This is a genomic window from Sulfitobacter sp. D7 (assembly GCF_003611275.1).
Taxonomy (GTDB): Bacteria; Pseudomonadota; Alphaproteobacteria; order Rhodobacterales; family Rhodobacteraceae; genus Sulfitobacter; species Sulfitobacter profundi.
The window spans coordinates 2,023,753-2,049,411 of sequence record NZ_CP020694.1 but is presented as its reverse complement, the minus strand read 5'-3'; the positions used below and the strand labels follow the sequence as shown (position 1 = coordinate 2,049,411).

Here is a 25,659-nt window from a genome sequence, read left to right as displayed (position 1 = left end):
CAACGGAACGCAATGCCCACCCATTCAGAGACCCGCCAACTGCCCTATAGCGCGCAACAGATGTATGATCTTGTCGCCGATGTGGCTCGCTATCCCGAATTCCTGCCTTGGACCGCTGCTGCGCGCATTCGCAGTGACGAAGACCGGGGCGATCACCGGGTGATGGAAGCCGATCTTGTGATCTCTTTCAAAGTGTTTCGGGAGCGGTTCACCAGCCGCGTCGTGCTCTGGCCCGAGGCCAAGAAGATCGACACCGAATATCTGGATGGGCCGTTCAAGTATATGAAATCAAACTGGCATTTCGAGGATAACCTCGAAGGCTGTCAGGTGCATTTCTTTGTCGATTTCGAATTCAAGAACATGATCCTGCAAAAGGTCATCGGCGTGGTTTTCAACGAAGCGATGCAGCGCATCGTGCGGGCCTTTGAGAACCGTGCGAAAGAGCTTTACGGGCCCAAAGGCTAAAGCGCCGCGAAGCCTCGCAGCAACAGGCCAAGCGCGTGGTCACGGGCCGCAAGCCGCACCGTGTCGCGGCCCTGGGCGCCGAACTCGATCGTTTCCGTCTGAACGCCCGCCGCTGTGGCAAGGCCAAAACAAACGCGGCCTTCGGGTTTATGCTCTGATCCGCCGGGCCCGGCGATGCCTGTGATCGATACGGCGATCTGCGCCTCAGAGTTTGCCAACGCGCCCGCCGCCATCTCTGCGGCCACCTGTTCAGACACTGCACCCAATTGCGCGAGCGTCGCATCTGAAACGCCCAACATCGCGATTTTCGCGGCATTGGTATAGGTCACGAAGCCCCGGTCGAGCAGCGCCGAAGACCCCGGCAAGTCAGTCAGTGCGGCAGCTACTATTCCGCCCGTGCAACTCTCCGCACAAGCAACCATTGCGCCGGTTTCGCGTGCCTTTTCCAAGAGTTGCGCCGCGAGGATCATTTACAGGGCCCCGTGGTAAAGCGCCGCCAGCGCCATGACGCCAAGGGCGGCGAAGATGCCGGCGAAGATATCGTCCAGCATCACACCAAAGGGGCCACCCTGACGGTCTGCCCAACCGATGATCAGCGGTTTGGTGATGTCAAACAACCGGAACAGGGCGAAGGCCGCGATCCAACCGGGCCACATGGCTAGGATCGGAATTTGCATGGACCAAGCGGCATAAGACAAGGGCAAAAGCGCGATCCACTGGCCGACCAATTCGTCGATCACCACTTCGCCGGGATCATGATCCGGCCCGCCGGCCGTATAGCGCGCTGTGGCCCACCAGCCCAACGGGATGGCCACAAGGATGCCAATCACCAACAGGGGAAAGCCGCCGAACACATGCAGAAGCCACGCATAAGGCAGCGCAACAAGCGACCCCCAAGTGCCCGGCGCGGGGCGGATATGGCCAACGCCCAGAAGTGTCGCAATGAGATGAGCAGGGGTCATGATTTCACCAATGTTGCTGTGGCCATACAGGCAATGCCTTCGCCACGTCCGGTAAAGCCGAGGCGCTCGCTTGTTGTCGCTTTGACGGATACGCGGTAGACCTCAAGCCCTAGCATCTCGGCCATAGAGGCGCGCATCGGCTCCACATGGGGGCCAATCTTAGGGGTTTCGCAGATCAGCGTGCAATCAACGTGGGTCAGCGTAAATCCCATATCGCGGGCCATCTGCGCGGCATGGCGCAGAAAGATATCACTGCGCGCGCCTTTCCACTGCGGATCGCTCGGCGGGAAGTGCTGGCCGATGTCGCCCCGTGCCAGCGCGCCATAGATCGCGTCAGTGACCGTGTGCAGCGCCACATCGGCGTCAGAATGGCCGACTAGCCCGTGGGTGTGGGGAATGTCGAGGCCGCAGAGGGTCACGTGATCTCCGGGGCCAAAGGCGTGCACGTCAAATCCGTTGCCGGTGCGAATGTCCATGCGGGTCTCCAATATGCGGGCGGCGCGGGCAAAATCCTCGGGCCGGGTGATTTTCAGGTTATCGGCGCTGCCTTGGGTGATGGCAACGGTCAGGCCCGCCGCGCGGGCGACTTCGACATCATCTGCCGCTTGGCCGTCGTAGGTGGCGTGGGCCGCGCGGATCGCGGCAAGGTCAAAGCCCTGCGGCGTCTGCGCGGCGAAAAGGGCGCTGCGGTCTTGCGTGCCGGTGACGCGGCCATCCGCGCCCTGCCAAAGCGCGTCGGTGACCGGCAGGCCCGGTGCGGCGGCTTGATGCTGGTCGAGCGCATCAATCACGCCAGCAATGATCTGGGCCGAAACGCAGGGCCGCGCGGCGTCATGGATCAACACCTTCTCCGCGTGCCGAATGGCCGCAAGCCCGCGTTGGACCGAGGCCGCACGCTCCGCCCCGCCGGTGGTGACGGTAACGCCTTGGGCCGCAAATGCCTCGGCTTGATCCATGTCGTCTTCGTGCAGCACCAGCACGATTTCGGTGATCTGGGGTAGGGTGCGAAACACGGCGAGGGTGTGATCGATCACACGCGCCCCCGCCAGCGCCTGCCATTGTTTTGGCTGCGGACCGCCCGCGCGGCTGCCGCGCCCTGCGGCGACGATCAAAGCTGCGATACTCATGCGGGCAATCTGGAAAACGTGGTGAACATGGCCCTGTCTAGGCAATGCGGCGGCGGGGTGCAATCTGGGGTGGCTGCCTAAAAAATAAGCAGTTGCTTGGCGCATAGCTGCTTTTCAGGCTAGTTTCATTGAGGTCACCCCGTGGCAGAGCTACACAGCAAGGGACCGCACAAGGATTAAGCACGTGACCGCCGACCCCCTGACATTCGACCCTCCGGTATTCCTCGCCCCGATGGCGGGGATCACCGATCTGCCCTATCGCAGCCTCGTGGCGCGATTCGGGGCCGGTTTGGTCGTGTCGGAGATGGTCGCCAGCCAAGAACTGCTCAGCCGCCGCCCCGGTACCCGAGAGAAGGCAGAGTTGGGGTTGGATGTCATCGGCACCTCCGTCCAGCTCGCGGGGCGCGAGGCCGGACCGATGGCCGAAGCCGCACGGATGGTCGAGGCGATGGGTGCGCGGATCATCGACATCAACATGGGCTGCCCGGCCAAGAAAGTGACGCAGGGCGCCTCGGGCTCGGCGCTGATGAAGACGCCTGATCACGCGCTGCGGCTAATTGAGGCGGTTGTGGGCGCGGTCAACGTGCCTGTGACACTCAAAACCCGGCTCGGCTGGGACGACAATATGCTCAACGCCGCACCCATCGCCAAACGGGCCGAGGATGCGGGCGTGCAGATGATCACAATTCACGGGCGCACGCGCTGTCAGTTCTACAAGGGCCGCGCCGATTGGGCCGCGATACGGACGGTGAAAGAAACGGTGCGCGTCCCCGTCATCGCCAATGGCGATATCACTGGCAGCGATGAGGCACGCCAAGCCCTGCGGCTGTCGGGCGCAGATGGTGTGATGGTCGGGCGCGGCGCGCAGGGGCGGCCTTGGCTGCTGGCGCAAATCGCGCATGACCTGCACGGACGCGCCAAACCGATGATCCCCAAAGGGGCCGCAATGGCCCAGATGGTGGCCGAACATTACGACGAGATGCTGCGTTTTTACGGGGTCAATCTGGGGGCCAAAGTCGCCCGCAAGCATTTGGGCTGGTATATGGACCATTGCGCCACCCCCGCCGATCTGCGCCGCGCCCTGCTGACGGCGGGGGAGGTGAAAACCACCTTTGATCTGATCGCAGAGGCTATGCAGTACGACGCCGCGGCGGCTCAACCTCCGGTCGCGGCATGAGGGCCGAGATACCTGAGCGGCAGGTTTGGACCTCTTTGCCGGTGCCTGCCTTTATCGTCAGCGCCGACGACCGGGTCGCGGATTTGAACCCTTCCGCCGAAGGCTTCCTCAATGCCTCGGCCCGCGCCACGATTGGCCAGTCGATCTGGAAGTTGATCGCGGTGGATCACCCGCTTGAGGCCGCGTTTGCCCGTGCGCGGCTGCAGGGCACGCCGCTGTTCGTGAATGACGTGGATGTCGGCGCGATGCAGCGCGCGCCTTTGCAATGCGGCTTGCAGATTGCGCCGCTGGTGGGCGGGGCGGGGGAGATGGTTCTGATGATCACCCCGCGCGAATTGGCCGGGCGCATCACCCAAGATCACAGCGTAAAATCCGCCGCCAAATCCGCCATCGGCATGGCCGAGATGCTGGCCCATGAGATCAAGAACCCTTTGGCCGGGATCACCGGCGCGGCGCAGCTTTTGTCGATGAACCTGTCCAAAAGTGATCTGGAACTGACCGATCTCATCGTTGCCGAAAGCCGGCGCATCGTGAAACTGCTGGAGCAGGTCGAGCAATTTGGCAACCTCATGGCGCCCGAGCGCAAGCCGGTGAACCTGCATGATGTGCTGGACCGCGCGCGGCGGTCGGCGCTGTTGGGCTTCGGCTCAAAGATGAAAATCACCGAGGATTACGACCCCTCTCTGCCGCCCGCGCTTGGTGATAAGGACCAACTTTTGCAGGTCTTGCTGAACCTCATCCGCAACGCGGCTGAGGCGGCGGGCGCGGCGGGGGGCACCATCCGGCTGCGCAGCTTTTATGAACACGGGTTCCAGTTGCGCCGCGCCGATGGGGATGGCCAGCCGCTGCCCCTACAGATCGAGGTGATTGACGATGGCCCCGGCCTGCCGGATCATATCCGCGCCGATGTTTTCGATCCCTTCGTCTCGGGCCGGGAGAATGGCACCGGGCTGGGCCTCGCCTTGGTGAGTAAAATTATTTCAGACCACGGAGGCTGGATTTCAGTCAGTTCCGCCCCCGGTCGAACCGCATTCCGCATTTCGCTGCCGCGCGCAGGCGCCGCTGCCCTCAAGGAGAATTGACATGGATGGCACCATCCTCGTCGCCGATGACGACCGCACGATCCGCACCGTTCTGACCCAAGCGCTGACCCGCGCGGGCTGCAAGGTTCATGCCACTTCAAGCCTGACCACCCTGATGCGATGGGTCAGCGAGGGCAAGGGCGACGCGGTGATCTCTGACGTGGTCATGCCCGATGGCAACGGGTTGGAGATGCTCCCGAAAATCGCGCAGGACCGACCCGGCTTGCCGGTGATCGTGATCTCGGCGCAGAACACCATCATGACCGCGATCAAGGCGGCAGAGGCCGAAGCCTTTGACTATCTGCCCAAACCTTTCGACTTGCCGGATCTGATGAAGCGCACCGCTCGGGCGTTGGAGCAGCGCACGACGCTCAGCCGCAAGGCCGCTGCCGACGACGGTGCCGAGATCGACGCCGAGCGTGACGATCTGCCGATGATTGGCCGGACCCCGGTGATGCAGGCGCTCTACCGCACCGTGGCACGGGTGATGAACACCGATCTGCCGGTGCTTATCTGGGGCGAAAGCGGCTCGGGCAAATCGCTGATCGCGCGGGCGATTCACGACTTCTCAGACCGGCGCAGCCTGCCGTTCGTGACCGTGACGGATGCCGATCTTGCCGATATCGAAGGCCCTTCGCGGGTGTTGGCGCGGGTTGGCGGTGGCACCTTGATGATCGACGAAATCGCGGATTTCCCCCAAGATATTCAAGCCCGTCTGGTGCGGATGATGGATGCGCCGGGCGAAGACGCGCCGCGATTCATGGCCACCAGCCAAAGCGATCTGGATGCGGCGATGCAAGAAGGCAAGCTGCGCCGCGATCTCTATTACCGCCTGTCGGGGGCGACCCTCGAAGTGCCTGCACTGCGGGACCGGGTGGAGGACATCCCGCTTTTGGCCGATCATTTCTTGGCACGTGCCAACCCCGGGCCTGCGTCACCGCGCAAACTGTCGGACAAGGCCGCGCAAATCTTGCTGAAGTTTCCATGGCCGGGCAATGTGCGCCAATTGGAACATGCCATGCGGCAACTGGCACTGGCCAGCCAAGCGGCCGAGATCACGGCGAGCGAGGCCGAGCAGTTGCTGGGCGCACAAAGTGGTCCGGCACCGATGCAGACCGAGGCCGATACCGAACGGCTGGGTGCCTCGGTCGAGCGTCATTTGCAGCGTTATTTCGACCTGCACGGCACCATGCTGCCGCCTCCGGGGCTTTACGCGCGGATCCTGCGCGAAGTTGAACTGCCGATGATCGAAATCGCGCTTGCCGCGACGGCAGGGAACCAAGCTAAATGTGCCGCTTTGCTGGGAATTAACCGAAATACTTTGCGTAAGAAGATCACCGACCTCGATATTGAGGTGACACGGGGCCGCAAGATGATGTAAAAGAGCCACATAACAGTGGCCATCGGGGTACTCTCCTGTTCAGGACCACATAATATGGCGGTTGATGCAGCAATGCATCACAACATCGGTGAGGTATGCGGGTGGCAACCCGGTCACGCAGGTTCAAGCTCGAACGGTTGGGGCGTCTCAGGCGAGTCAAGCGGCTGCGCAATTGGTCCACCTTTGGGCTGGTGGTGCTGGGGCCGGTTTTGGCGCTTGCGACCTATCTGGCACTCGGGCCTTTGGGGCAGGGGGCGGATACGCTCAACCTGCGGCTCATTCTGTTGTCCGATCTGGTCTATGTGCTGCTGGTGGCGGCGCTGGTTCTCATTCAGGTCGGGCGGCTGATCTCGGCGCGCCGCGCCAAATCGGCTGGCTCTCGGTTGCACCTGCGGTTGACGGGCGTCTTTGCCCTGATGGCGCTGATCCCGACCGTCACGGTGGCGATTTTTGCAGGGCTTACGGTGAACGTGGGGCTTGAGGGCTGGTTTTCTGACCGGGTCAGCGGCGTGGTCGGCTCATCGCTCGCGGCGGCCGAAGCCTATGAGGCCGAGCAGCGCGAGGCCCTGATATTGGACGCGCAGACCCTTGCCCGCAGCATCGACAGCGCCCGCGCGCAGGGCATCAACCTTAGCGACAGTGAGCTTTTGGGCGAGGGCCAGCGGCAAATTCAGCGCGGCCTGCGCGAGGCGTTTCTGATCGACAGCACCGCGCAGATCCGGGCGCGGGGGGATCGGTCCTATCTCTTTGATTTCGAAGCACCCACCGAGGCGCAGCTTGATACCGCCAGTGACGAGGGCCTTTTGGTCATCGAGGACTGGCCCAACAATGAATTCCGCGCGCTGGTGCCGATGGACGCCTATGTCGATCGTTTCCTCTATGTCTCCCGCGCGGTTGATGGTGAGATTCTGGCGCTGCTGGATGAGACCAAAGAAACGGTGCGCCTGTACCAACAGCTTGAGTCCGAACGCGGGCGGCTGCTGTTCGAATTTGCCCTTGTTTATCTGGGCTTTGCGGTGATCCTCATTCTGGCCGCCGTTTGGCTGGGCCTGTGGTTTGCCGAACGGCTTTCCGGCCCGGTTGGGCGCTTAACCGGCGCCGCGCAACAGGTGGGTGCGGGTGATCTGAACGTGCAGGTCCGCGAAGAAGAGGGCGATGACGAAATTGCCATGCTGGGGCGTTACTTCAACCAGATGACCCGGCAGCTGAAGGGTCAGCGCGAGACGCTGTTGGAAAATACCGACCAGATCGAGCGCCGTCGCCGGTTGTTCGATTCCGTGCTAAGCTCGGTGACCTCGGGCGTTGTGGGGCTTGACCCGGAGGGGCGCGTCACCTTCGTGAACCGCTCTGCCATGCGGCTGCTGGACTGGTCGGAAGATCAGCAAAGCTTGCCGCTGACCCTTGCCGTGCCGGAGTTCGGGCCGCTGTTCGAGACGGTGAAGGCCGCGTCGGACGAAGTGGCGCAGGCGGAGATTAAAGTCTCGCGCCAAGGGGCGATGGAGAACCTCTTGGTGCGCATGGCGACCCGGCGGTCCAAGGATGGCGATCTTGAAGGCTATGTGGTGGCCTTTGACGATGTGACCGATCTGGTCAGCGCGCAGCGCATGGCCGCTTGGGGCGACGTGGCGCGCCGGATTGCCCATGAGATCAAGAACCCGTTGACGCCCATCCAGTTGAGTGCCGAGCGCATCCGCCGCAAGTTCGGCCCCAAAATGGCCGAGGGCGATGACGACGCGCTGGAACAAATGACCGGGGTGATCATCCGCCAAACCGGCGACCTGCGGCGCATCGTCGACGAATTCTCAAAATTCGCGCGGATGCCCGAGCCGGAAACCAGCCGTCAGGACATCCGGCAATTGCTGCGCGATGCCGTGTTGCTTCAGCAAAGCAGGCAGGAAGAGGTGGTGATCAAGCTTGACCTGCCCACGCAGCCGGTCATGGCCAATATCGACGGCACGATGATCTCGCAGGCGCTGACCAACCTGATCAAGAACGCGGGCGAAGCCATTGAAAGCCTGAAGAAAGAAGGCACGCCCGAGGGGCATGTGCCGCAAATTCGCGTGACGCTAACACCGGAAAACCGGCTTTTGCGGCTGACCATCGCCGACAACGGCATCGGCCTGCCCGAAGACCGCGCGCGGCTGTTCGAGCCCTATGTGACCACGCGCAGCGAGGGCACCGGACTGGGCCTGCCCATCGTCAAAAAGATTATCGAGGAACACGGCGGCAGCCTGACGCTCGAAACCGCGCCCGCATTCGACGGGCAAGACCATCACGGTGCCATGGCAGTCATTTCACTGCCCTTGGCCATCGACGCAACGACAGACCAAGGGGATAAGGCAGATGAGTGACATTCTGATTGTAGACGACGAACGCGACATCCGTGAGTTGATCTCGGACATCCTTGAGGATGAAGGCTTTGCCACGCGCTTGGCCAGCAATTCTGATGAGACGATGGCCGAGATCAACACGGAAGCGCCCGCGCTGATCATCCTCGACATCTGGTTGAAAGACAGCCGGATGGACGGGATCGATATTCTAAAGACCGTCAAACGGGACAATCCCGATGTGCCGGTGGTGATTATCTCGGGCCACGGCAATATCGAGATTGCCGTGGCGGCGATCAAGCAAGGGGCTTACGATTTCATCGAAAAGCCCTTTAACATCGATCAATTGCTGGTTGTGATCCGCCGCGCAATGGAAACCTCGCGCCTGCGCCGGGAGAACCAGAACCTCAAGCGCCGCGATGTGGCGACTTCGGAGATGATTGGCACCTCCGCATCCTATCGCGCCTTGCTGGGCCAGCTTGACAAGGTGACCAAATCCAATGGCCGCGTGATGCTGACTGGCCCCGCGGGGTCGGGCAAGGAAGTGGCGGCGCGCTATATCCACGCCCATTCCGCCCGCGCCTCGGCGCCCTTTGTCACCGTCAACTGCGCCGGGGTGGCGCCTGATCGGATGGAAGAGGTGCTCTTTGGCCGGGAGACGCCGGACCGCGGGGTCGAGCCGGGGCTGCTGGAGCAGGCCCACGGCGGGGTGATCTACTTTGATGAGGTCGCGGACATGCCGCTTGGCACCCAGTCCAAAATCCTGCGGGTGCTGGTGGACCAACAGTTCACCCGCGTGGGCGGGACCGACAAGGTGCGCGTCGATCTGCGGGTGATCTCTTCGACGAACCGCGATCTGGATCAGGCGATCAAGGCAGATACCTTCCGGCAGGAACTCTATCACCGTCTGAACGTCGTGCCGATTGCCGTGCCGTCCTTGGAGGAGCGGCGCGAGGATATTCCGCTGCTGGCCGAACATTTCATCGCCGAGTTCAACACCTCCCAAGGTCTGCCGCAGCGTGCGTTGACCGAAGATGCCGTTGCTCTGATGCAGACGATGGTCTGGCCCGGCAATGTGCGCCAGCTTAAGAACCTTGTTGAGCGGGTGCTGATCCTCGGGGATGGCACCGGCCCGATCGAGGCCCGTGAACTGCCGGGCGAAGAGGAAAACGGCGGCGATGAGGGGCGCGTGGTGCTTTCCGGCGCGCTGGCAACGCTGCCGTTGCGCGAAGCGCGCGAGGCTTTCGAGCGGGAGTATCTGCTGACCCAGATCAACCGCTTTGGCGGCAACATCAGCCGGACAGCAAATTTCGTCGGGATGGAGCGCAGCGCCCTGCACCGCAAACTGAAATCCCTCGGCGTTGTGACCTCGGCCAAGGCGGGTGTGCGCGTGGCCCATGTGGACGAGGAAATCGAAGCGGCGGGCTGACCCCCGCCGCAGAACCGCGAGGGGGCGTGCCCCCTCGCGCAGCGCCTCACCCTTGGGTGACGATCTGGAACGACCCATCGCTGTTGCGGATCACGCAGGACTTGGGGTTGAGTGCGGGCAGCGTGGTGGTGGCGCGCGCAGAGGCGGCGCGGGCCACATTGCTGGGGCAGGCGGGTATCGACACCGGCGCAAAGCCTTTGTCGGCCATACATTGCCCCTCAACCCGGTTGCGCAGGTCTTGGTTGGGGTCGAAGGTCACCAACTCACCCGGCACGTAAAAGCCGCCCCGCGTGGTGCAGTTGTTATTGGCATCGCAATGGCGACGCTCGGGCACATAGCGCGGCGGTTCGCGGCGGATTTGGGTTGAGATCGGCACATCGCGCAGGGCCTGCACCTCGCAAGAGGTGGTGGCCCGGTTGACCTGCGCAACGGTCGCGCCCGGTTTGTAATAGGTGTTCAGCGGCGCGCAGGCCGCAGCCCCCAAGGCGATGAGCGTCAGGGCAAAGGCGGCGCGCGAGGGGCGAAGCGATATCGGTTTCATAGTGCTATCATGCCGCTGATGCGGGGGAATGACAATTGATTTGACCCTTGCCAACCCATCTGTCATGCCCTCTAACCGACCTAAGACAACCCTCACACGATCTTTGCTCAGGGTAAGGAAACCTTCATGAAAATCATCATTTGCGGTGCAGGGCAGGTGGGTTGGCAGATTGCCCGTCACCTCAGCGGAGAGCGCAACGATGTGACCGTGGTCGACAGCAATGCCGAATTGATCCGCCGCGCCACCGACACGTTGGATGTGCAGGGCATCGCCGGTTTCGCGAGCTACCCCGATGTGCTGGACCGTGCGGGCGCGCGGGACGCCGAGATGATCATCGCCGCGACCCACTCCGATGAGGTCAATATGGTGACCTGTCAGGTGGCGCATTCGGTCTTTGGCATCAACCGCAAGATCGCCCGTCTGCGCAGCCAGTCCTATCTGGATGCGATTTATTCCGACCTTTACCGGCGCGATCACATGCCGATCGACGTGGTGATTTCCCCTGAGAAAGAGGTCGCCACCGCAGCGCTCCAGCGCCTCAGTGCGCCAGCGGCTTTCGACACCGAGATTTTCATGGACGGGCAGGCGCAGCTTCTGGGCATTACCATCGACAGTGATTGCCCGGTGGTGAACACGCCGCTGCGTCAGTTGACCGATCTCTTCTCAACCCTGCGCGCCGTGGTCGTGGGCGTGCGCCGCGATGGCACGCTTTTCGCGCCCGAGGCGAAGGATCAGCTTTTCGTCGGCGATGACTGCTATGTCTTTTCGCATCACGACGACATCGCCCGCACGATGGAGATTTTCGGCAAACAGACCACCAAGCAAGAGCGTGTTGTTCTTGTGGGGGGCGGCAATGTCGGGTTGACCGTGGCCCAACACCTTGAGGCCGGGCCGCTGCGCGTGCGCACAAAGATGATCGAGAAAAACCGCAAATGCGCCGAACGCGCCGCCGAAGGGCTTGAGCGGACGATCGTGTTGAACGGCGACGGGCTCGATGCCGCGCTGCTGGCCGAGGCGGGCATCAGCCGCGCCGATGCGATGCTGGCGGTGACGGATGACGACAAAACCAACATGTTGTCTTGTGTGCGCGCCAAGGCCGAGGGCTGCCCCTATGTCATCGCGCTGATCAACGATCCGACGCTGGTGCCGCTGATGACCCACCTTGGCATCGACGCCTATATCAATCCGCGCGCCACGACGGTCAGTTCGATCCTGCGTCACATCCGCCACGGGCGGGTGCGGGCGGTCTATTCCATCGGCGATGCCGAGGCCGAGGTGATCGAGGCCGAAGTGCTGTCGACATCGCCCCTCGCGGGCAAAAAAGTGTCGGAAATTGACTTCCCCGAGGGCGTGTTGATCGGCATGCTGCGCAAAGAAGGCAAGGTGATCCGCCCCATGGGCAGCACACGGATCGACGAAGGGGATGTTGTCGCCCTCTTCGCTCTGGCCGAGGATGTGCCCCGGGTTGAGCAGCTTTTGCAGGTCTCGATCGACTTTTTCTAAGCGCAGGAGCGCCCTTGTGACGCAACCGACCAGCATCCGGCCAACCGGCATTCGCCGCGAGATCGTGCAACTGCCGCTGTTTTTGCAATTGTTCGGTGTCTCTGCTGTGTCGATGATCCTGCCGTCGATCCACGGGCTGGTGGTGAACGACCATCAGGCCAGCCGCGCTTTCCTCTATGCTGGGATTTTGGGGCTTGTGGCATTTACCCTCATCGCCATTGCCCATGCCGGGCGCAAACCCTTGGACGGCGCACTTGGGCCGCTGCTATCGCTGCTCTCGGCCTTTGTTTTTCTGCCTGTGTTTTTTGCCGTGCCATTCCTTGAAGCTTTGCCGACGACGCGCTTTGTGAATGTCTATTTCGAGATGGTTAGCGCGCTGACCACCACGGGCGCTACAATGTTCGAAAACCCAGCACGGCTAAGCAATACGCTGCATCTGTGGCGCGCGCAGGTCGGTTGGATGGGCGGGCTGCTCATGTGGGTCACGGCCTCGGCCATTCTGGCGCCGCTGCATTTGGGTGGGTTTGAAGTGACGGCGCAGGCCGAACCGGGGCGGCCAGATGACCGTATCGGCGCCCGCATGGGCCGGATCACCCCGCGCCAACGTCTGCTGCGTACCACGCAGGCTTTGCTGCCGATTTATTTCGGCCTGACGCTGCTGCTTTGGCTCTTGCTGGTCATCGGCGGAGAGACGGGCTTGGTGGCGCTCTGTCATGCCATGTCGGTCATGGCGACCTCGGGCATTTCGCCCATCGGCGGCGTGGCCGAAGCGCAGGTCGGCGTCACCGGCGAGGCGGTGATGATGCTGTTTATGCTCTTCGCCCTATCGCGGCTGACCTTTTCCAAAGATACCGTGACCGCGACCCAAGGCGGGCTGATGACCGACCCAGAGTTCCGCATCGGTCTTTTGGTGGTGATCGGCGTGCCGTTGCTGCTGTTCGCACGCCACTGGATCGGCGCCTTCGAGGTTGAGGTCGAGGTTGACGGCACCCGCGCTTTGCACGCGCTTTGGGGCGGACTGTTTACCGTGCTGTCCTTCCTGTCGACGACTGGTTTCGTCTCTGAACATTGGGCCGAGGCGCAGAATTGGTCGGGGCTGCGCACGCCGGGGTTGGTGCTCATGGGGCTTGCACTGATCGGCGGCGGGGTGGCCACCACAGCGGGCGGGGTCAAGCTTTTGCGGGTCTTCGCGCTCTATCAAAACGGGGTGCGGGAGATGGACCGGCTGGTCTATCCCAATTCCGTCAGCGGCGCGGGGGCCGCCGGGCGTCGCTTGCAAAGCAACGGGGCCTTTATCGCGTGGATTTTCTTCATGCTTTTTGCCATGTCGCTCGCCGGAGTGACCCTTCTTCTGACTCTGACTGGCGCGTCCTTTGATGCGGCGGTGGTCATGTCGGTGGCCACGCTCTCCACGACCGGGCCGCTGATCGAACATGCTGCCGACAAACCCATCCATTTGATCGAACTGGGCGTGGCCGCGAAAATCATCCTCAGCGGAGCAATGGTGCTGGGTCGGCTGGAAACCTTGGCGATTATTGCGCTGATGACCCCGAATTTGTGGCGCGCTTGACACGTTTAGCGCTAGAACCGCCCTAGTCCGCTGATATTGGGGCTGGAAACTCACGCTTTCGCACTCCATACTTGAGGCAATGGGGGGGTCCGGTACGCGGACGCCAGCAAGAACAAAAGGCGAGACTACCATGGCGTCAGACAGACAGAACCTTCAGGATGCGTTCCTAAACCACGTTCGCAAGACCAAGGTCCCGGTGACAATTTTCCTGATCAATGGCGTCAAATTGCAGGGTGTGATTACCTGGTTTGACAACTTCTGCGTTCTGCTGCGCCGCGACGGTCAATCGCAACTTGTCTACAAGCACGCGATTTCGACCATCATGCCAAGCCAGCCGATCAGCCTTTATGAGGGCGAAGACGCTTCTTGAGCCGTCCAGCATTTCAGATCGACAACAGCGATGGGCCCCGCGTAACGCGCGCTTGGGTGCTGCATCCTGATATCAAGACCGACAACGACCGGCGCGCGCCTGAGCCCGCGCTGGCCGAAGCCGTTGCATTGGCCGAAGCGTTGCCAGAGCTTGAGGTGGTGGGGGCCGAAGTCGTGCCCCTGCGTACCGTTCATGCCGGGATGCTGTTTGGCAAAGGTAAGATCGAGGAACTCGATCAGCGCATGAAGGAAGCCGAGGTTGAGCTTGTGCTGGTTGACGGTCCGGTGACCCCGGTCCAGCAGCGCAACCTTGAGAAGGCTTGGGGCGTCAAGCTGCTCGACCGCACCGGTTTGATTTTGGAGATCTTTAGCGACCGCGCGGCGACCCGTGAAGGGGTGCTTCAGGTCGAGATGGCCGCGCTGAACTATCAGCGCACGCGCCTTGTTCGCGCATGGACCCACCTTGAGCGTCAGCGCGGCGGTTTGGGCTTTGTTGGTGGTCCGGGTGAGACGCAGATCGAGGCGGACCGCCGCGCGATCGACGACCAGTTGGTGCGTCTGCGCCGGCAGTTGGAAAAGGTCGTGAAAACCCGCGCCTTGCACCGCGCCGCCCGTGCCAAAGTGCCGTTCCCGATCGTCGCGCTTGTGGGCTATACCAACGCCGGAAAATCCACGCTTTTCAACCGCCTGACCGGGGCCGAGGTTATGGCCAAAGACATGCTCTTTGCCACGCTCGACCCGACCATGCGCAGCCTTGTCCTGCCCGACGGGCCAGAGATCATTCTCAGCGACACGGTGGGGTTCATCAGCGATCTGCCCACCGAACTCGTCGCAGCCTTCCGCGCCACGCTGGAAGAGGTGCTGGCCGCCGATATCATCTGCCATGTGCGCGATGTGTCCCATACCGAGACCGAAGAGCAGGCCCAGAACGTGCGCGATATCCTCGCCTCACTGGGCGTCCCGAAAGAGACCCGCAGTTTCGAGGTTTGGAACAAGCTGGACCTGCTCCCCGAAGACCGCGCCGACGCCATGCGCGCGCGGGCTGCGCGCAACGACGACGTGCTGGCAATCTCGGCCATTACCGGCGAGGGGCTTGAGGCGTTTCAGGAAACCATCGCCGAAGCGCTGCAGGGGGCGGTGCGCGAGGCCGAATTGACCCTCGGCTTTGCCGAAGGCAAGAAACGCGCCTGGCTGTTTGCGCAGGACGTGGTGGAAGGTGAGCGTCAGACCGAAGACGGGTTTGAGATCACCGTGCGTTGGTCCGCGCGCCAAGAGGCTGAATTCCAGCAGATTTAAGAGCTACGGCGCAGGCTGGGGCAATTTTTGCCCCGGCAAGCATCGAAATCGACCCGCTGCGTCGCATATGGTGAAACGACCTTTTGCGGAGCGCGCCACATGACCCTCGTCATCCTTTATATCTCAACCGCCGTGATCTTCCTCGGGCTGGACTACCTTGGACTGACCTATCTCATCAAACCCGTGTTTGAGCGTGATATTGGAGACTGGCTGCTGGATGAATTCCGCGTCGCCCCGGCGCTGATCTTTTACGCCTTCTTCGTGGCGGTGGTGCTGTGGTTCGTGTCTTGGCCCGCGATGATGCAGGATAATTCTTTGCTTTGGGTCTTTGGCAATGCGCTGCTGATCGGCGCGATGGGCTATGGCACCTATGAGTTCACCAATCTGGCGACGCTCAAGGATTGGACATGGGCCATGGTGGCGCGGGACTTCGCTTGGGGGTCGGTCCTGACCGGCACGGCGGCAACCGCTGGCGTGGCGATCACCCGCGCGTTGACCTAGCGGCCATTCTCGGTCGACCAGCGCCAAGCGCCGGGTTGCAGTCCGGCCAGTTCCCAATCGCCCACGCTGGCGCGGATCAGCCGCAGGGTGGGCAGCCCCACATGCGCCGTCATGCGCCGCACTTGCCGGTTGCGCCCCTCGCGGATGGTGATGCGCAGCCAAGCGTCGGGCACCGTCTTGCGAAAACGCACGGGCGGGTCGCGCGGCCAAAGCGCCTCGGGCGCGTCGATCAGATCCACTTGGGCCGGTTTCGTAACGCCGTCTTTCAGTTCCACCCCCTTGCGCAGTGCCTCAAGGGCCGCGGCATCGGGCGTGCCTTCGACCTGTACCAGATAGGTTTTGGGCCGCTTGTACTTGGGATGCGCGATGCGGGCTTGCAGGGGGCCGTGGTCGGTCAGCACCAAGAGCCCTTCGCTGTCGCGATCAAGCCGCCCTGCGGGATAAAACCCCTTTTCGTCGATATAGGCCGAGAGTGTGGGCCGCGTGCTGCCCTCAGTGCCTTTGTCGGTGAATTGCGACAGCACGCCGTAGGGTTTATTCAGCAGGATTACGCGGGCGGTCATTGGGCAGGCTCCAATCGTGTCACGCCCACGGCGGCGGCGCGGGCCAGTTCGGCGTCGAGTGACATCGGGATATATTCGCCCCGCCGCCAGAGTTGCGCCATGTCGTCGTAATGCCGCGACAGGAAATGCCCCGATTGCCCGGTGGAAGTGACAAAGACCGAACTGTCGGGATCGGCAAAGTCATAGACCCCGCGGTAGCCTGCACCATGCACATTATAGAACGGGTCTTTGCCGGTGCCGCGGGTCAGCCCCCGTTGCAGGGTATTGTCCCCGCCCGAGGTCGACTGGCGGATGTTTACGAAGTAGCGCAGCAGCGGCACGTCGCCCAAGACGGGGTGATCATGGGTCGCCTGATGCGCGTCGCCCCAGCGGAGAGATTCCAACTGCGTGCCCCAAGTCTCTTTGATCCAGAGCAGGGCGTCGTCCAATGCCAGTCGCGCCATGTCATGGCAGGTTTCGACCGGCGCGGATTGGCGCACGTCGCACCATTTCGCGGCGCCTTGCACATCGCGGAAGGCGCGTTCGATGAAGAGCGGTTGAATATGGGTGAATTCTTCGGCCAATGGCCCCAGTTCATCCCGGATAAGACGGTCCTGCAGGGCGCGGATCCATGCGGCATAGATCAGCGGCTCGGGCAGGTGTTCGTTCATTTCACCCGACCAGCCTGCCAGCAGATCCAATGCGCGCTGGCGTTGGCGTTCGGGCGTGCCATCGGGCGCGGCCTCTCCGGTGAACCACAGCTCGGCGCCGATCAGCGGCAAGAGCGCGCGGGCCGTGGGGCTGACCGTATCAAGCTGCGCTTCGATGAAACTGTCGCGGGTATGCACCTCGCGGTTCTGCATCAGCCGCTGCCAGCGTTGCACCCGCTGTGTGTCGCCCCAGACGAAAGAGACATGGTTGGGAAAGGGGCGATCGACCGTCTTGTTGTTGGTGTTGCCAAGGATTCCGCCCGCAGGGGCGATGAACTCTGGGTTGGCGGTATAGGGCAGCATCCCATCCCAACGGTTCGCGGCGATCCAACCGGGACTGGGCATGCGCCCTTTGCTTTGGTGATTGGCATCGCGGCGCGGCATGGCGCCGATGGTTTTCATAGCGATGGTGTCACGGTCCACTAGTGTGAGGTTCTGCGCGGGCGCCACATAATCGGTCGCGGCATTGATCGCCTGCTGCACCGATTTCGCGCGCATCACCTTCATCGCGGCGGCAAGCGAGGTGTCTTCTTCGGTAAAGAGGGTCGAGGCGACAGAGGCCACATGCCCCGGCGGCGTGATGCTGCCAAGGTTGTAATGGCTGCCCGGCAACACCGGGCCATTGTCGGTCCAACGTAGGGTAACGGTGATCGGATCGGCATCCGCGATATTGATGATCGACGAGCGTTTGCGGAATTTCTTGAACCCGTCGGGGGTGCGGTATTCTTCGGTGTTTTCCGGGTTCAGCTCTTCGATATATACGTCTTGGTCGTCGACATAGGCGGTGGTCAGCCCCCAGCCCAGATCGGCGCTGCGGCCTGTCAGGACCACGGGCATGCCGGGTATCGTGCCGCCGATCACGCCGCCGGTCTCAAGCTCCAGCCGGGCCAGATACCAGATCGCCGGGGCGGTGAACCCCAAGTGCGGATCATTGGCCAAAAGCGTGCCGCCCGCGGCAGAGCGCGACGGCGCTGCGGCCCAAGCGTTGGACGCACCGGCGAAAGCCTGCCGTTTGAAAGGCGACAGCGGATGACTGTCCATGGGCGCTGCGGCGGCGTGGCGCGTCGTCACGTCAGGAAAGAGGGCGGCATATTCAGGCAGGGCGGCGACCCCGCTGCCCGGCGCATCCGGCAGGATGTCGCGCAGGCGGTCTTGGTCGCTCAACTCCAACGACACCCGTGCGCGCAGCACTTCGGCCTCTAGGTGGCCCGACATCTGCAGGCCCATCAGCTTGGTCACGGCCAATGAGTCGGCGGGCCGCCACGGGGCCATGGGTGCGTTGAAAAGCCACATCTCGGGCGCGCCACGGCCCAAGGCTTCGGTGTTGATCTGATCTAGGCGGGCGTTGATCCCGGCGGAATAGGCCTCAAGCGCCGCGTCGGTTTCGGGGTCAAGCTCACCTGCGGCCGCCACGGCAAGACGGTAGATATCATAGCGCCGCATCAGCTTGTCGGTGGTGACGGTGGCGGTGCCGAAAACCTCAGACAGGCGCCCCTGCGCGGTGCGCCGCAGGGTGATCAACTGCCACAGCCGGTCTTGGGCATGGGCGAAGCCAAGGCCATAAAATACGTCTTCGTCGGTTTCGCCAAAGATATGCGGCACATTGGCGTTGTCGCGCACGATCTCGACCGGGGCGCTGACGCCTTGGACATCAACCCGATCATCATAGTCGGGCAACGACCGCGCGGCGAACCAGTAGACCAGCAGCAAAACCACGACGCTCAACGTGACGAGAAACACCGCCAATCGGATAAGCCAGCGAAACATCAATGCCATCGGGGGATCCTCGGCTGGCGCGCAGATTGACCGGAGCGCGCAGGGTGGTAGGTGTTGTGACAGGGAATAACGCAACTGAATGATAAGGAAAAGCACATGGCAAAGCTCGCGTTTTTGGGACTGGGGGTCATGGGGGCTCCGATGGCGGGGCACCTGCAAAAGGCCGGCCACGAAGTGACCGTCTATAACCGCACCGAAGCCAAGGCCGAAGACTGGGTGAAAACCTATGGCGGCGCCATGGCCAAGACCCCGCGCGCGGCGGCAAAGGATGCGGATTTCGTGATTGCCTGCGTGGGCAATGACGATGACCTGCGCTCGGTCTGTCTGGGAGAGGACGGGGCCTTTGGCGGCATGACGGCGGGGGCGATCTTTGTCGATCACACGACCGTTTCAGCGGCCGTCACGCGCGAACTTTACGCCGCTGCCGATGACGCGCAGGTGAGCTTTGTCGACGCGCCGATTTCGGGTGGTCAGGCAGGAGCGGAAAACGGCCAATTGTCGATCATGTGTGGCGGAGATGAGGGCGCCTTTGACCGGGCGCTCCCGATCATGGAGGTCTACTCCAAGATTTGCCGCCGCATCGGCGACAGTGGCGCAGGCCAGATGACCAAGATGTGCAACCAGATCGCCATCGCCGGGCTGGTGCAGGGCCTCTCTGAGGCCCTGCATTTCGCCGAGAAGGCGGGCCTCGATGGCCGCGCGGTGGTTGAGGTGATCAGTCAAGGTGCCGCTGGGTCATGGCAGATGGCGAACCGCTATGAGACCATGCTGGACGATGAGTTTAACCACGGTTTCGCGGTGGATTGGATGCGCAAGGATCTGGGTATCTGTCTGGACACAGCGGATGAGACAGGGGCGAGCCTGCCGGTCACGGCGCTGGTCGATCAGTTTTATAAAGACGTGCAAAAGCAGGGCGGCGGGCGTTGGGATACGTCGAGCCTGATCAAACGCCTGCGCGCCATGGGCTAAGGCTGTTTGCAAAAGAAAAAGGGCAGCGCCGGATGAAACTGGCGCTGCCCTTCAAAGACCATCGGTCGACCCTGCGTTAGGGGATGATCCGCGTGTATTTCGTGCCTTCCAGTGTCGCGCCGATCCGCAGCCCCGCGCGCCCAAAGACCGCTGCCAGAACCGGAGCCATGACAGTGGTCGTGTCGGCGCTCACGCTGTCGCCCTTGTCGGAGATCACGTATTCCAGACCGGCGCCAGCCGCCCAACCCGGCGAGCTGCGGAATTCGCGCAGCGCGGGCTCGGTCATGAAGAACAGCACATGCGCATATTGCTGCGCGCCAATCTGCAAGCCGCCCGAAGCTTTGGTCACCGAGTAGTAGTCCACCGTCACGTCGTTGACGCGCAACGCGCCGCGCCCGTAAGCGCCGCCAAAGCCAAGGCCCGCTTCGGTCACCAGCGGCATGACCAGCATGCCATTTGCCTTTTCGGCCAACTGCCGGGTGTTGGGATAGCCGCGGTACATCTCGGCCAGGGTCGCATCGACGCGCGCGTCGATCATGGCGCCGCCCCGTCCGCCCACGCCGTTGCCGCAAGCCGCGGTTGCGCCAAGGGCCGTAAGGGCGCCCAAAGTCACAAAGCGCCGGTTATATGTCTGATTGCTCATCTTTTCTGCCTGTATGTTCAAGATCGATTGCCTGCTGCCGGTTTTCCCGACTTATGCGCGAGATTACGCATAATCACGCGCTTTGTCATGTCGGTTGGACCCTTTGCGCAGATTTACGCCCTTAGGTCACGCGCTTTTGGCCAAAAGCCGGGCAACATCGGGGGCAAAGTAGTTTAGCACCCCATCACAACCCGCGCGCTTAAAGGCCAAAAGGCTCTCCAACATTGCGCGTTCGCCGTCGATCCACCCTTGGTCCGCCGCGCCCCGGATCATGCTGTATTCGCCCGAGACCTGATAGGCGAAGGTCGGCGCGCCAAAGGCGTCTTTCACGCGGCGGCAGATATCAAGGTAAGGCATGCCGGGTTTGACCATGACCATATCCGCCCCTTCCGACAGGTCGCGCGCCACCAGCCGCAGGGCTTCGTCGCTATTGGCGGGATCCATCTGATAGGTCTTTTTGTCGCCGGTCAGGGCCGAAGAGGCGCCCACCGCATCGCGGAACGGGCCGTAAAAAGCGCTGGCGTATTTGGCAGCATAGCTCAGGATCATCACGTCATGATGCCCGGCCTGCTCAAGGGCGTTACGGATTGCGCCGATGCGCCCGTCCATCATGTCCGACGGTCCGATGATATCGGCACCCGCTTCGGCTTGGGCCAGCGCCATCTTAACCAGCGCCTCAACCGTGCGGTCATTCACGATGATGCCGTTTTCGACAAAACCATCGTGGCCGTTGATGTTATAGGTGTCCAACGCGACATCTGTCATCACGACCATCTGCGGCATGGCCTCTTTGATCGCCGCGATGGCGCGGTTGGTGGCGTTTTGCTGATCCCACGCGCGGGCGCAATCCTCGGTCCGGTCCTCGGGGCCGGTATAGGGAAATACACAGACCGCACCGATACCGAGATCGGCCGCCTCGCGCACCGCCGCGACCAGCTTGTCGACCGAGCGGCGCATGACGCCGGGCATGGAGGGGATCGGCTCTTCCACGCCTTCGCCTTCGCGCACGAAAACCGGCCAGATCAGATCGCCCAGTTGCAGGTCATTCTCGCGCACCAGCGCGCGGATACCGGCGTTGGCACGGGTGCGGCGCAGGCGCGTGGCGGGGAAGGGGGCGTGGACGGGTTGCATCAAAATTACCTCAGAATGGCTTGGCATGGGCTTGCCATGTATTTTTGAACGCCTCAACCCTATGAATTGTCGCGCCGGACCGCTAAGAGATGCGAACTTAAATTTCGGACGAGCACGCCTTGGACTGGTACCAGACCCTTTTCGAAATGATTGACATGCGCTCTTTCTCGAACCTGTGGTTCTGGATCGCGCTGGCTGTGATGTGGTCGACCGCAAGCCATTGGGTATTGGGCGTGCCCTTTGACATGGTGCTGCGCGCCCGACGTTATGGGGGCGAGGCGCAGGCCGATCTCGAAGACATCGTGCGGATCAACGTGAACCGGCTGCTCTATATCTCGCAGGTCTCGGGGCTTTGGCTCTTGGGGCTGGGTTTTTTCGCGCTGACCTCTCTGGTGCTTTTGGGGTTCGTCTATGCCATCGAATTCGCCCAAGCCCTGCTGCTGCTGGGGTTCCCCATGTCGCTGGTCGGGCTGCTGAGCCTGTCGACCGCGCGGCTCATCCGCATCGAAGGCTCCACCGGCGACGTGTTGCAGCGGCGCCTGATGCGGCACCGGCTTTATACCCAGATCATCGGCATGTTCTCGATCTTCGTGACCGCGCTTTGGGGAATGTATCAAAATCTAAGCATTGGCCCGCTGGCGGGTTGACAGGCCCCCCGTGAGGCCCAATTGAGACCCGATGAACGATCCGCGTAATATCACCCTCTCCGGCGTTCCCGAAGGCTATGATGCCCGCGCCATTCTTGATGAAATCGCCAAGGGCGGCCAGCCGGTGGTCCATGTGGCGCGCGATGACAAACGCATGGCGGCGATGCAGGCCGCTTTGCGGTTTTACGCGCCCGATATGCCGGTCGTCACCTTCCCAAGCTGGGATTGCCTGCCCTATGACCGGGTGTCGCCCAACGCCGATATCTCGGCGCAGCGGATGGCGACACTGGCCGCGCTGGTGCATGGGATGCCCCAGCAGTTCGTTCTGCTGACGACGCTGAACGCGGCCAGCCAACGTATCCCCGCACGCGAAACCCTGCGCGACGCGGCCTTTGCGGCGCGCGTGGGCAGCCGGATCGACGAAAAAGCCCTGCGCGCCTTTCTGGTGCGCATGGGCTTTGTGCAAAGCCCCACGGTGATGGAGCCGGGCGACTACGCCGTGCGCGGTGGGATCATCGACATCTACCCGCCCGGCGACCTTGGCCCGGTGCGGCTTGATCTTTTCGGGGACGTGCTGGACGGGGCGCGGCGGTTTGATCCGGCCACGCAGCGCACCACGGAAAAACTTGATCTGGTAGAGCTTGCTCCGGTCAGCGAGGTCATTCTTGACGACGCGGCGATCACCCGTTTCCGGCAGAACTACCGCATCGAATTCGGCGCGGCGGGCACTGATGATCCACTTTATGAGGCGATCAGCGCGGGCCGCAAACATCAAGGCGCGGAACATTGGTTGTCGTTTTTCCACGACAATCTCGAAACGCTCTTTGACTATCTGCCGAAGGCCACGATCACGCTGGACGATCAACTGACGCCCATGCGCCTCGCGCGGTGGGACACGATTGCCGACCAATATGAGACGCGGCAGCTGGCGATGAAGACGCGCTCTAAAATGGACAGCGTCTATAAACCCGCCCCGCCCGAAGGGCTATATCTGACCGACGACGCTTGGAACGAGGCGTTGATTGGGAAACGGGTTATCCAGTTCAACCCATTGCCGCAGCCCACTGGGCCGGGCGTGTTGGACGCAGGTGCGCGGATCGGGCGCAACTTCTCGCCCGAACGACAGCAGGAATCGGTCAGTCTTTTCGGTGCTTTGGCTGCGCATATTAAAGCAAAGCTTGAAGTAGGGCCGGTGCTGATCGCCAGCTATTCCGAAGGCGCACGCGAACGCCTGACGGGGCTGATAGAAGACGAAGGGTTGGCCGAAGCGATCCCGGTGGCGGATGCCTCGCGGATCGGCAAACGCGGGCTGCATCTGGCCGTTTGGGCGCTGGAGCACGGCTTTGAAGCGCCGGGGATGACGGTGATTTCCGAGCAGGACGTGCTGGGCGACCGATTGATCCGTGCGCCGAAACGCAAACGCCGGGCCGAGAATTTCCTGACCGAGGCCCAAAGCCTCAGCCCCGGCGATCTGGTGGTTCACGTCGACCACGGCATCGGCCGCTATCACGGGATGGAGGTGGTCACCGCCGCAGGTGCTGCCCATGAATGCCTCGTTCTGGAATATGCCGAGCAATCAAAGCTTTACTTGCCCGTTGAGAACATCGAACTGCTGTCGCGTTATGGGCATGACGAAGGGCTGCTGGACAAGCTCGGCGGTGGCGCGTGGCAGTCGAAAAAGGCCAAACTCAAAGAGCGTATTCGCGAGATGGCGGACAAGCTCATCCGCATTGCCGCCGAACGCGCGCTGCGCAAAGCGCCGGTGCTCGACCCGCCGCCGGGCATGTGGGATGCCTTCTCCGCCCGGTTCCCCTATACGGAGACCGACGACCAGCTGCGCGCCATTGCCGACGTGGTGGATGATCTGACCAGCGGCAATCCGATGGACCGTCTGGTTTGCGGCGATGTGGGCTTTGGTAAAACCGAAGTTGCGATGCGGGCGGCTTTTGTTGCGGCGATGTCGGGTGTTCAGGTGGCGGTGATCGCGCCTACGACACTGCTCGCCCGGCAGCACTACAAAAGCTTTGCCGAACGCTTTCGCGGCTTCCCGATCGAAGTGCGCCAACTCAGCCGCTTTGTCTCGGCCAAAGAGGCAGCGGCGACGCGCGATGGGATGGCTAAGGGAACGGTCGATATCGTCATCGGCACCCATGCGCTGCTGGCCAAAGGCATCCGGTTCAAGGACCTCGGCCTGCTGGTGATCGACGAAGAGCAGCATTTCGGCGTGACTCACAAGGAACGGCTCAAATCCCTGCGCACCGATATCCACGTACTGACCCTGACCGCCACACCGATTCCCCGCACCTTGCAACTGTCGCTGACGGGCGTGCGCGATCTATCGATCATCGGCACGCCGCCCGTCGACCGCCTCTCGATCCGCACCTATGTGAGCGAGTTCGACGCGGTTACCATCCGCGAGGCGCTGCTGCGTGAGCATTACCGGGGCGGGCAGAGCTTCTATGTCGTTCCTCGCTTGAGTGACCTGCGTGAGATCGAAGATTTCCTTCAGGCGCAGCTGCCGGAACTCTCCTACGTCGTCGCCCACGGTCAGATGGCACCGGGGGAGTTGGATGACCGGATGAACGCCTTTTATGATGGCAAATTCGACATTCTGCTGGCAACGACGATCGTTGAATCCGGCCTCGACATTCCTACGGCCAACACCATGGTCGTGCACCGCGCCGATATGTTCGGCCTTGCGCAACTGTATCAAATCAGGGGCCGGGTGGGCCGCTCGAAAACCCGGGCTTATGCCTATCTGACCACCAAGCCGCGCGCGAAGCTGACGGATACGGCGCAGAAACGTCTGCGGGTGTTGGGCAGCCTTGATACGCTTGGCGCGGGCTTCACCTTGGCCAGCCAAGACCTTGATATTCGCGGGGCGGGCAACCTGCTCGGCGAAGAGCAATCCGGCCAGATGCGCGATGTGGGCTTTGAGCTTTACCAGTCCATGCTGGAAGAGGCGATTGCCAAGATCAAGGCGGGCGAGATGGAGGGCCTCAGCGAGGCCGACGAGCAATGGGCACCGCAGATCAACCTTGGCGTGCCGGTGCTCATTCCTGAGGACTACGTGCCTGACCTCGATGTGCGTCTTGGCCTCTACCGCCGCCTCAGCGAGCTCTCAACTAAGGTGGAACTCGAAGGCTTTGCCGCCGAATTGATCGACCGTTTTGGCAAGCTGCCGAAAGAGGTGAACACCCTGATGCTGGTGGTGCGGATCAAGGCGATGTGCAAACGCGCCGGGATCGCCAAGCTCGATGGTGGGCCGAAGGGCGCGACGATCCAGTTCCACAATGACAAATTCGCCTCGCCCGAGGGGCTGGTGCAGTTCATTCAAGACCAGCGTGGGCTGGCCAAGGTTAAGGACAACAAGATCGTCGTGCGCCGGGATTGGAAGACGGATGCCGACAAGATCAAAGGCGCCTTTGCCATTGCACGCGATTTGGCCGAACATGTGATCGCCAAAGAAAAGACTGCGAAAAAGGCCAAGGCAAAGGGCTAAGCCCCGAAA

22 protein-coding genes are annotated in these 25,659 nt (G+C 62.2%); 14 read left to right on the top strand and 8 right to left on the bottom strand.

The annotated features are described in order from the left end of the window. Positions 1 to 12: 12 nt before the first annotated feature. Positions 13 to 465, top strand: a complete 453-nt coding sequence (locus B5M07_RS09900; RefSeq protein WP_067630597.1) for a type II toxin-antitoxin system RatA family toxin — start codon at positions 13 to 15, stop codon at positions 463 to 465. Here B5M07_RS09900 and B5M07_RS09895 read toward each other — a convergent pair. From B5M07_RS09895 to B5M07_RS09885, 3 genes are read right to left on the bottom strand one after another with little or no spacing between them, the layout of a single operon-like run. Further along, entirely contained in the window at positions 462 to 935 is a 474-nt protein-coding gene (locus B5M07_RS09895) for a CinA family protein (protein WP_120351178.1), read from the bottom strand. The two genes, B5M07_RS09900 and B5M07_RS09895, sit on opposite strands and share 4 nt — an antisense overlap. After that, positions 936 to 1,427 (bottom strand): phosphatidylglycerophosphatase A family protein, encoded by a 492-nt coding sequence (locus tag B5M07_RS09890; protein ID WP_120351177.1) that lies wholly within the window; start codon positions 1,425 to 1,427, stop codon positions 936 to 938. It abuts the gene before it with no gap. Next, complete coding sequence (locus B5M07_RS09885) at positions 1,424 to 2,554, bottom strand: bifunctional 2-C-methyl-D-erythritol 4-phosphate cytidylyltransferase/2-C-methyl-D-erythritol 2,4-cyclodiphosphate synthase (protein WP_120351176.1); 1,131 nt, start codon at positions 2,552 to 2,554, stop codon at positions 1,424 to 1,426. Before B5M07_RS09885 ends, B5M07_RS09890 begins: the two co-directional genes overlap by 4 nt. Positions 2,555 to 2,786: 232 nt before the next feature. Between B5M07_RS09885 and dusB the strand changes: the two genes are divergently transcribed. The 5 genes from dusB to ntrX all read left to right on the top strand — a co-directional run bounded on the left by dusB (position 2,787) and on the right by ntrX (position 9,950). Continuing rightward, positions 2,787 to 3,731: a tRNA dihydrouridine synthase DusB gene (gene dusB, locus B5M07_RS09880; RefSeq protein ID WP_254693991.1), complete on the top strand. Its 945-nt coding sequence runs from the start codon at positions 2,787 to 2,789 to the stop codon at positions 3,729 to 3,731. Then, on the top strand, positions 3,728 to 4,813 hold the full coding sequence (locus B5M07_RS09875; RefSeq protein WP_067942678.1) for a two-component system sensor histidine kinase NtrB: 1,086 nt from the start codon (positions 3,728 to 3,730) through the stop codon (positions 4,811 to 4,813). Before dusB ends, B5M07_RS09875 begins: the two co-directional genes overlap by 4 nt. Before the next feature lies 1 nt (position 4,814). Next, positions 4,815 to 6,194 (top strand): response regulator, encoded by a 1,380-nt coding sequence (locus B5M07_RS09870; protein ID WP_120351174.1) that lies wholly within the window; start codon positions 4,815 to 4,817, stop codon positions 6,192 to 6,194. A 95-nt stretch (positions 6,195 to 6,289) separates the two neighbouring features. Further along, the gene (locus tag B5M07_RS09865) at positions 6,290 to 8,545 is read left to right on the top strand and encodes a sensor histidine kinase NtrY-like (RefSeq protein WP_120351173.1); all 2,256 of its coding nucleotides are present in this window, start codon (positions 6,290 to 6,292) and stop codon (positions 8,543 to 8,545) included. Then, positions 8,538 to 9,950, top strand: a complete 1,413-nt coding sequence (gene ntrX, locus B5M07_RS09860) for a nitrogen assimilation response regulator NtrX (RefSeq protein ID WP_120351172.1) — start codon at positions 8,538 to 8,540, stop codon at positions 9,948 to 9,950. The genes B5M07_RS09865 and ntrX overlap by 8 nt, the downstream gene beginning before the upstream one ends. 46 nt (positions 9,951 to 9,996) lie before the next feature. Here ntrX and B5M07_RS09855 read toward each other — a convergent pair whose 3' ends face one another. Continuing rightward, positions 9,997 to 10,491, bottom strand: coding sequence for a hypothetical protein (locus B5M07_RS09855; protein ID WP_254693914.1), 495 nt, complete (start codon positions 10,489 to 10,491; stop codon positions 9,997 to 9,999). A 126-nt stretch (positions 10,492 to 10,617) separates the two neighbouring features. Between B5M07_RS09855 and trkA the strand changes: the two genes are divergently transcribed. From trkA to B5M07_RS09830, 5 genes are all read left to right on the top strand, one after another. Further along, complete coding sequence (gene trkA, locus B5M07_RS09850; protein ID WP_120351171.1) at positions 10,618 to 11,994, top strand: Trk system potassium transporter TrkA; 1,377 nt, start codon at positions 10,618 to 10,620, stop codon at positions 11,992 to 11,994. A 16-nt stretch (positions 11,995 to 12,010) separates the two neighbouring features. Further along, complete coding sequence (locus tag B5M07_RS09845) at positions 12,011 to 13,564, top strand: TrkH family potassium uptake protein (RefSeq protein WP_205570856.1); 1,554 nt, start codon at positions 12,011 to 12,013, stop codon at positions 13,562 to 13,564. Between the two features lie 130 nt (positions 13,565 to 13,694). After that, positions 13,695 to 13,934 carry an RNA chaperone Hfq gene (gene hfq / locus B5M07_RS09840; protein ID WP_007119530.1) on the top strand — a complete coding sequence of 80 codons (240 nt, stop codon included), beginning with the start codon at positions 13,695 to 13,697 and terminating at the stop codon, positions 13,932 to 13,934. Further along, a complete protein-coding gene (gene hflX / locus B5M07_RS09835; protein ID WP_120351170.1) occupies positions 13,931 to 15,229 on the top strand; it encodes a GTPase HflX in 1,299 nt (432 codons plus the stop codon). The genes hfq and hflX overlap by 4 nt, the downstream gene beginning before the upstream one ends. 99 nt (positions 15,230 to 15,328) lie before the next feature. Continuing rightward, complete coding sequence (locus B5M07_RS09830) at positions 15,329 to 15,730, top strand: DUF2177 family protein (RefSeq protein WP_120351169.1); 402 nt, start codon at positions 15,329 to 15,331, stop codon at positions 15,728 to 15,730. Here B5M07_RS09830 and B5M07_RS09825 read toward each other — a convergent pair. Together B5M07_RS09825 and B5M07_RS09820 are read right to left on the bottom strand one after the other, a co-directional pair. Beyond that, positions 15,727 to 16,293 carry a pseudouridine synthase gene (locus B5M07_RS09825; protein WP_120351168.1) on the bottom strand — a complete coding sequence of 189 codons (567 nt, stop codon included), beginning with the start codon at positions 16,291 to 16,293 and terminating at the stop codon, positions 15,727 to 15,729. The two genes, B5M07_RS09830 and B5M07_RS09825, sit on opposite strands and share 4 nt — an antisense overlap. Beyond that, a complete protein-coding gene (locus tag B5M07_RS09820; RefSeq protein ID WP_120351167.1) occupies positions 16,290 to 18,758 on the bottom strand; it encodes a penicillin acylase family protein in 2,469 nt (822 codons plus the stop codon). The genes B5M07_RS09825 and B5M07_RS09820 overlap by 4 nt, the downstream gene beginning before the upstream one ends. A 96-nt stretch (positions 18,759 to 18,854) precedes the next feature. On the opposite strand from B5M07_RS09820, the gene B5M07_RS09815 reads away from it, so the two are divergent. Then, positions 18,855 to 19,727: an NAD(P)-dependent oxidoreductase gene (locus B5M07_RS09815; protein WP_120351166.1), complete on the top strand. Its 873-nt coding sequence runs from the start codon at positions 18,855 to 18,857 to the stop codon at positions 19,725 to 19,727. A 76-nt stretch (positions 19,728 to 19,803) separates the two neighbouring features. Here B5M07_RS09815 and B5M07_RS09810 read toward each other — a convergent pair whose 3' ends face one another. Then, complete coding sequence (locus B5M07_RS09810; protein WP_067628155.1) at positions 19,804 to 20,370, bottom strand: YSC84-related protein; 567 nt, start codon at positions 20,368 to 20,370, stop codon at positions 19,804 to 19,806. A gap of 126 nt (positions 20,371 to 20,496) precedes the next feature. Further along, positions 20,497 to 21,501, bottom strand: coding sequence for a porphobilinogen synthase (gene hemB, locus B5M07_RS09805; protein ID WP_120352211.1), 1,005 nt, complete (start codon positions 21,499 to 21,501; stop codon positions 20,497 to 20,499). Between the two features lie 119 nt (positions 21,502 to 21,620). Between hemB and B5M07_RS09800 the strand changes: the two genes are divergently transcribed. Continuing rightward, entirely contained in the window at positions 21,621 to 22,148 is a 528-nt protein-coding gene (locus tag B5M07_RS09800; protein WP_120351165.1) for a component of SufBCD complex, read from the top strand. A gap of 31 nt (positions 22,149 to 22,179) precedes the next feature. Continuing rightward, on the top strand, positions 22,180 to 25,650 hold the full coding sequence (gene mfd, locus B5M07_RS09795; RefSeq protein ID WP_120351164.1) for a transcription-repair coupling factor: 3,471 nt from the start codon (positions 22,180 to 22,182) through the stop codon (positions 25,648 to 25,650). Positions 25,651 to 25,659: the final 9 nt, after the last annotated feature.

What these genes read in the sequence shown, in the direction of transcription:
- B5M07_RS09830 (WP_120351169.1), top strand. Translation starts at nt 15,329, where the DNA reads ATGACCCTCGTCATCCTTTATATCTCAACCGCCGTGATCTTCCTCGGG.
- B5M07_RS09855 (WP_254693914.1), bottom strand. Translation starts at nt 10,491, where the DNA reads ATGAAACCGATATCGCTTCGCCCCTCGCGCGCCGCCTTTGCCCTGACG.
- B5M07_RS09820 (WP_120351167.1), bottom strand. Translation starts at nt 18,758, where the DNA reads ATGGCATTGATGTTTCGCTGGCTTATCCGATTGGCGGTGTTTCTCGTC.
- B5M07_RS09870 (WP_120351174.1), top strand. Translation starts at nt 4,815, where the DNA reads ATGGATGGCACCATCCTCGTCGCCGATGACGACCGCACGATCCGCACC.
- hemB (WP_120352211.1), bottom strand. Translation starts at nt 21,501, where the DNA reads ATGCAACCCGTCCACGCCCCCTTCCCCGCCACGCGCCTGCGCCGCACC.
- B5M07_RS09865 (WP_120351173.1), top strand. Translation starts at nt 6,290, where the DNA reads ATGCGGGTGGCAACCCGGTCACGCAGGTTCAAGCTCGAACGGTTGGGG.
- mfd (WP_120351164.1), top strand. Translation starts at nt 22,180, where the DNA reads ATGAACGATCCGCGTAATATCACCCTCTCCGGCGTTCCCGAAGGCTAT.
- ntrX (WP_120351172.1), top strand. Translation starts at nt 8,538, where the DNA reads ATGAGTGACATTCTGATTGTAGACGACGAACGCGACATCCGTGAGTTG.
- B5M07_RS09825 (WP_120351168.1), bottom strand. Translation starts at nt 16,293, where the DNA reads ATGACCGCCCGCGTAATCCTGCTGAATAAACCCTACGGCGTGCTGTCG.
- B5M07_RS09890 (WP_120351177.1), bottom strand. Translation starts at nt 1,427, where the DNA reads ATGACCCCTGCTCATCTCATTGCGACACTTCTGGGCGTTGGCCATATC.
- hfq (WP_007119530.1), top strand. Translation starts at nt 13,695, where the DNA reads ATGGCGTCAGACAGACAGAACCTTCAGGATGCGTTCCTAAACCACGTT.
- B5M07_RS09815 (WP_120351166.1), top strand. Translation starts at nt 18,855, where the DNA reads ATGGCAAAGCTCGCGTTTTTGGGACTGGGGGTCATGGGGGCTCCGATG.
- dusB (WP_254693991.1), top strand. Translation starts at nt 2,787, where the DNA reads ATGGCGGGGATCACCGATCTGCCCTATCGCAGCCTCGTGGCGCGATTC.
- trkA (WP_120351171.1), top strand. Translation starts at nt 10,618, where the DNA reads ATGAAAATCATCATTTGCGGTGCAGGGCAGGTGGGTTGGCAGATTGCC.
- B5M07_RS09875 (WP_067942678.1), top strand. Translation starts at nt 3,728, where the DNA reads ATGAGGGCCGAGATACCTGAGCGGCAGGTTTGGACCTCTTTGCCGGTG.
- B5M07_RS09900 (WP_067630597.1), top strand. Translation starts at nt 13, where the DNA reads ATGCCCACCCATTCAGAGACCCGCCAACTGCCCTATAGCGCGCAACAG.
- B5M07_RS09810 (WP_067628155.1), bottom strand. Translation starts at nt 20,370, where the DNA reads ATGAGCAATCAGACATATAACCGGCGCTTTGTGACTTTGGGCGCCCTT.
- B5M07_RS09885 (WP_120351176.1), bottom strand. Translation starts at nt 2,554, where the DNA reads ATGAGTATCGCAGCTTTGATCGTCGCCGCAGGGCGCGGCAGCCGCGCG.
- B5M07_RS09895 (WP_120351178.1), bottom strand. Translation starts at nt 935, where the DNA reads ATGATCCTCGCGGCGCAACTCTTGGAAAAGGCACGCGAAACCGGCGCA.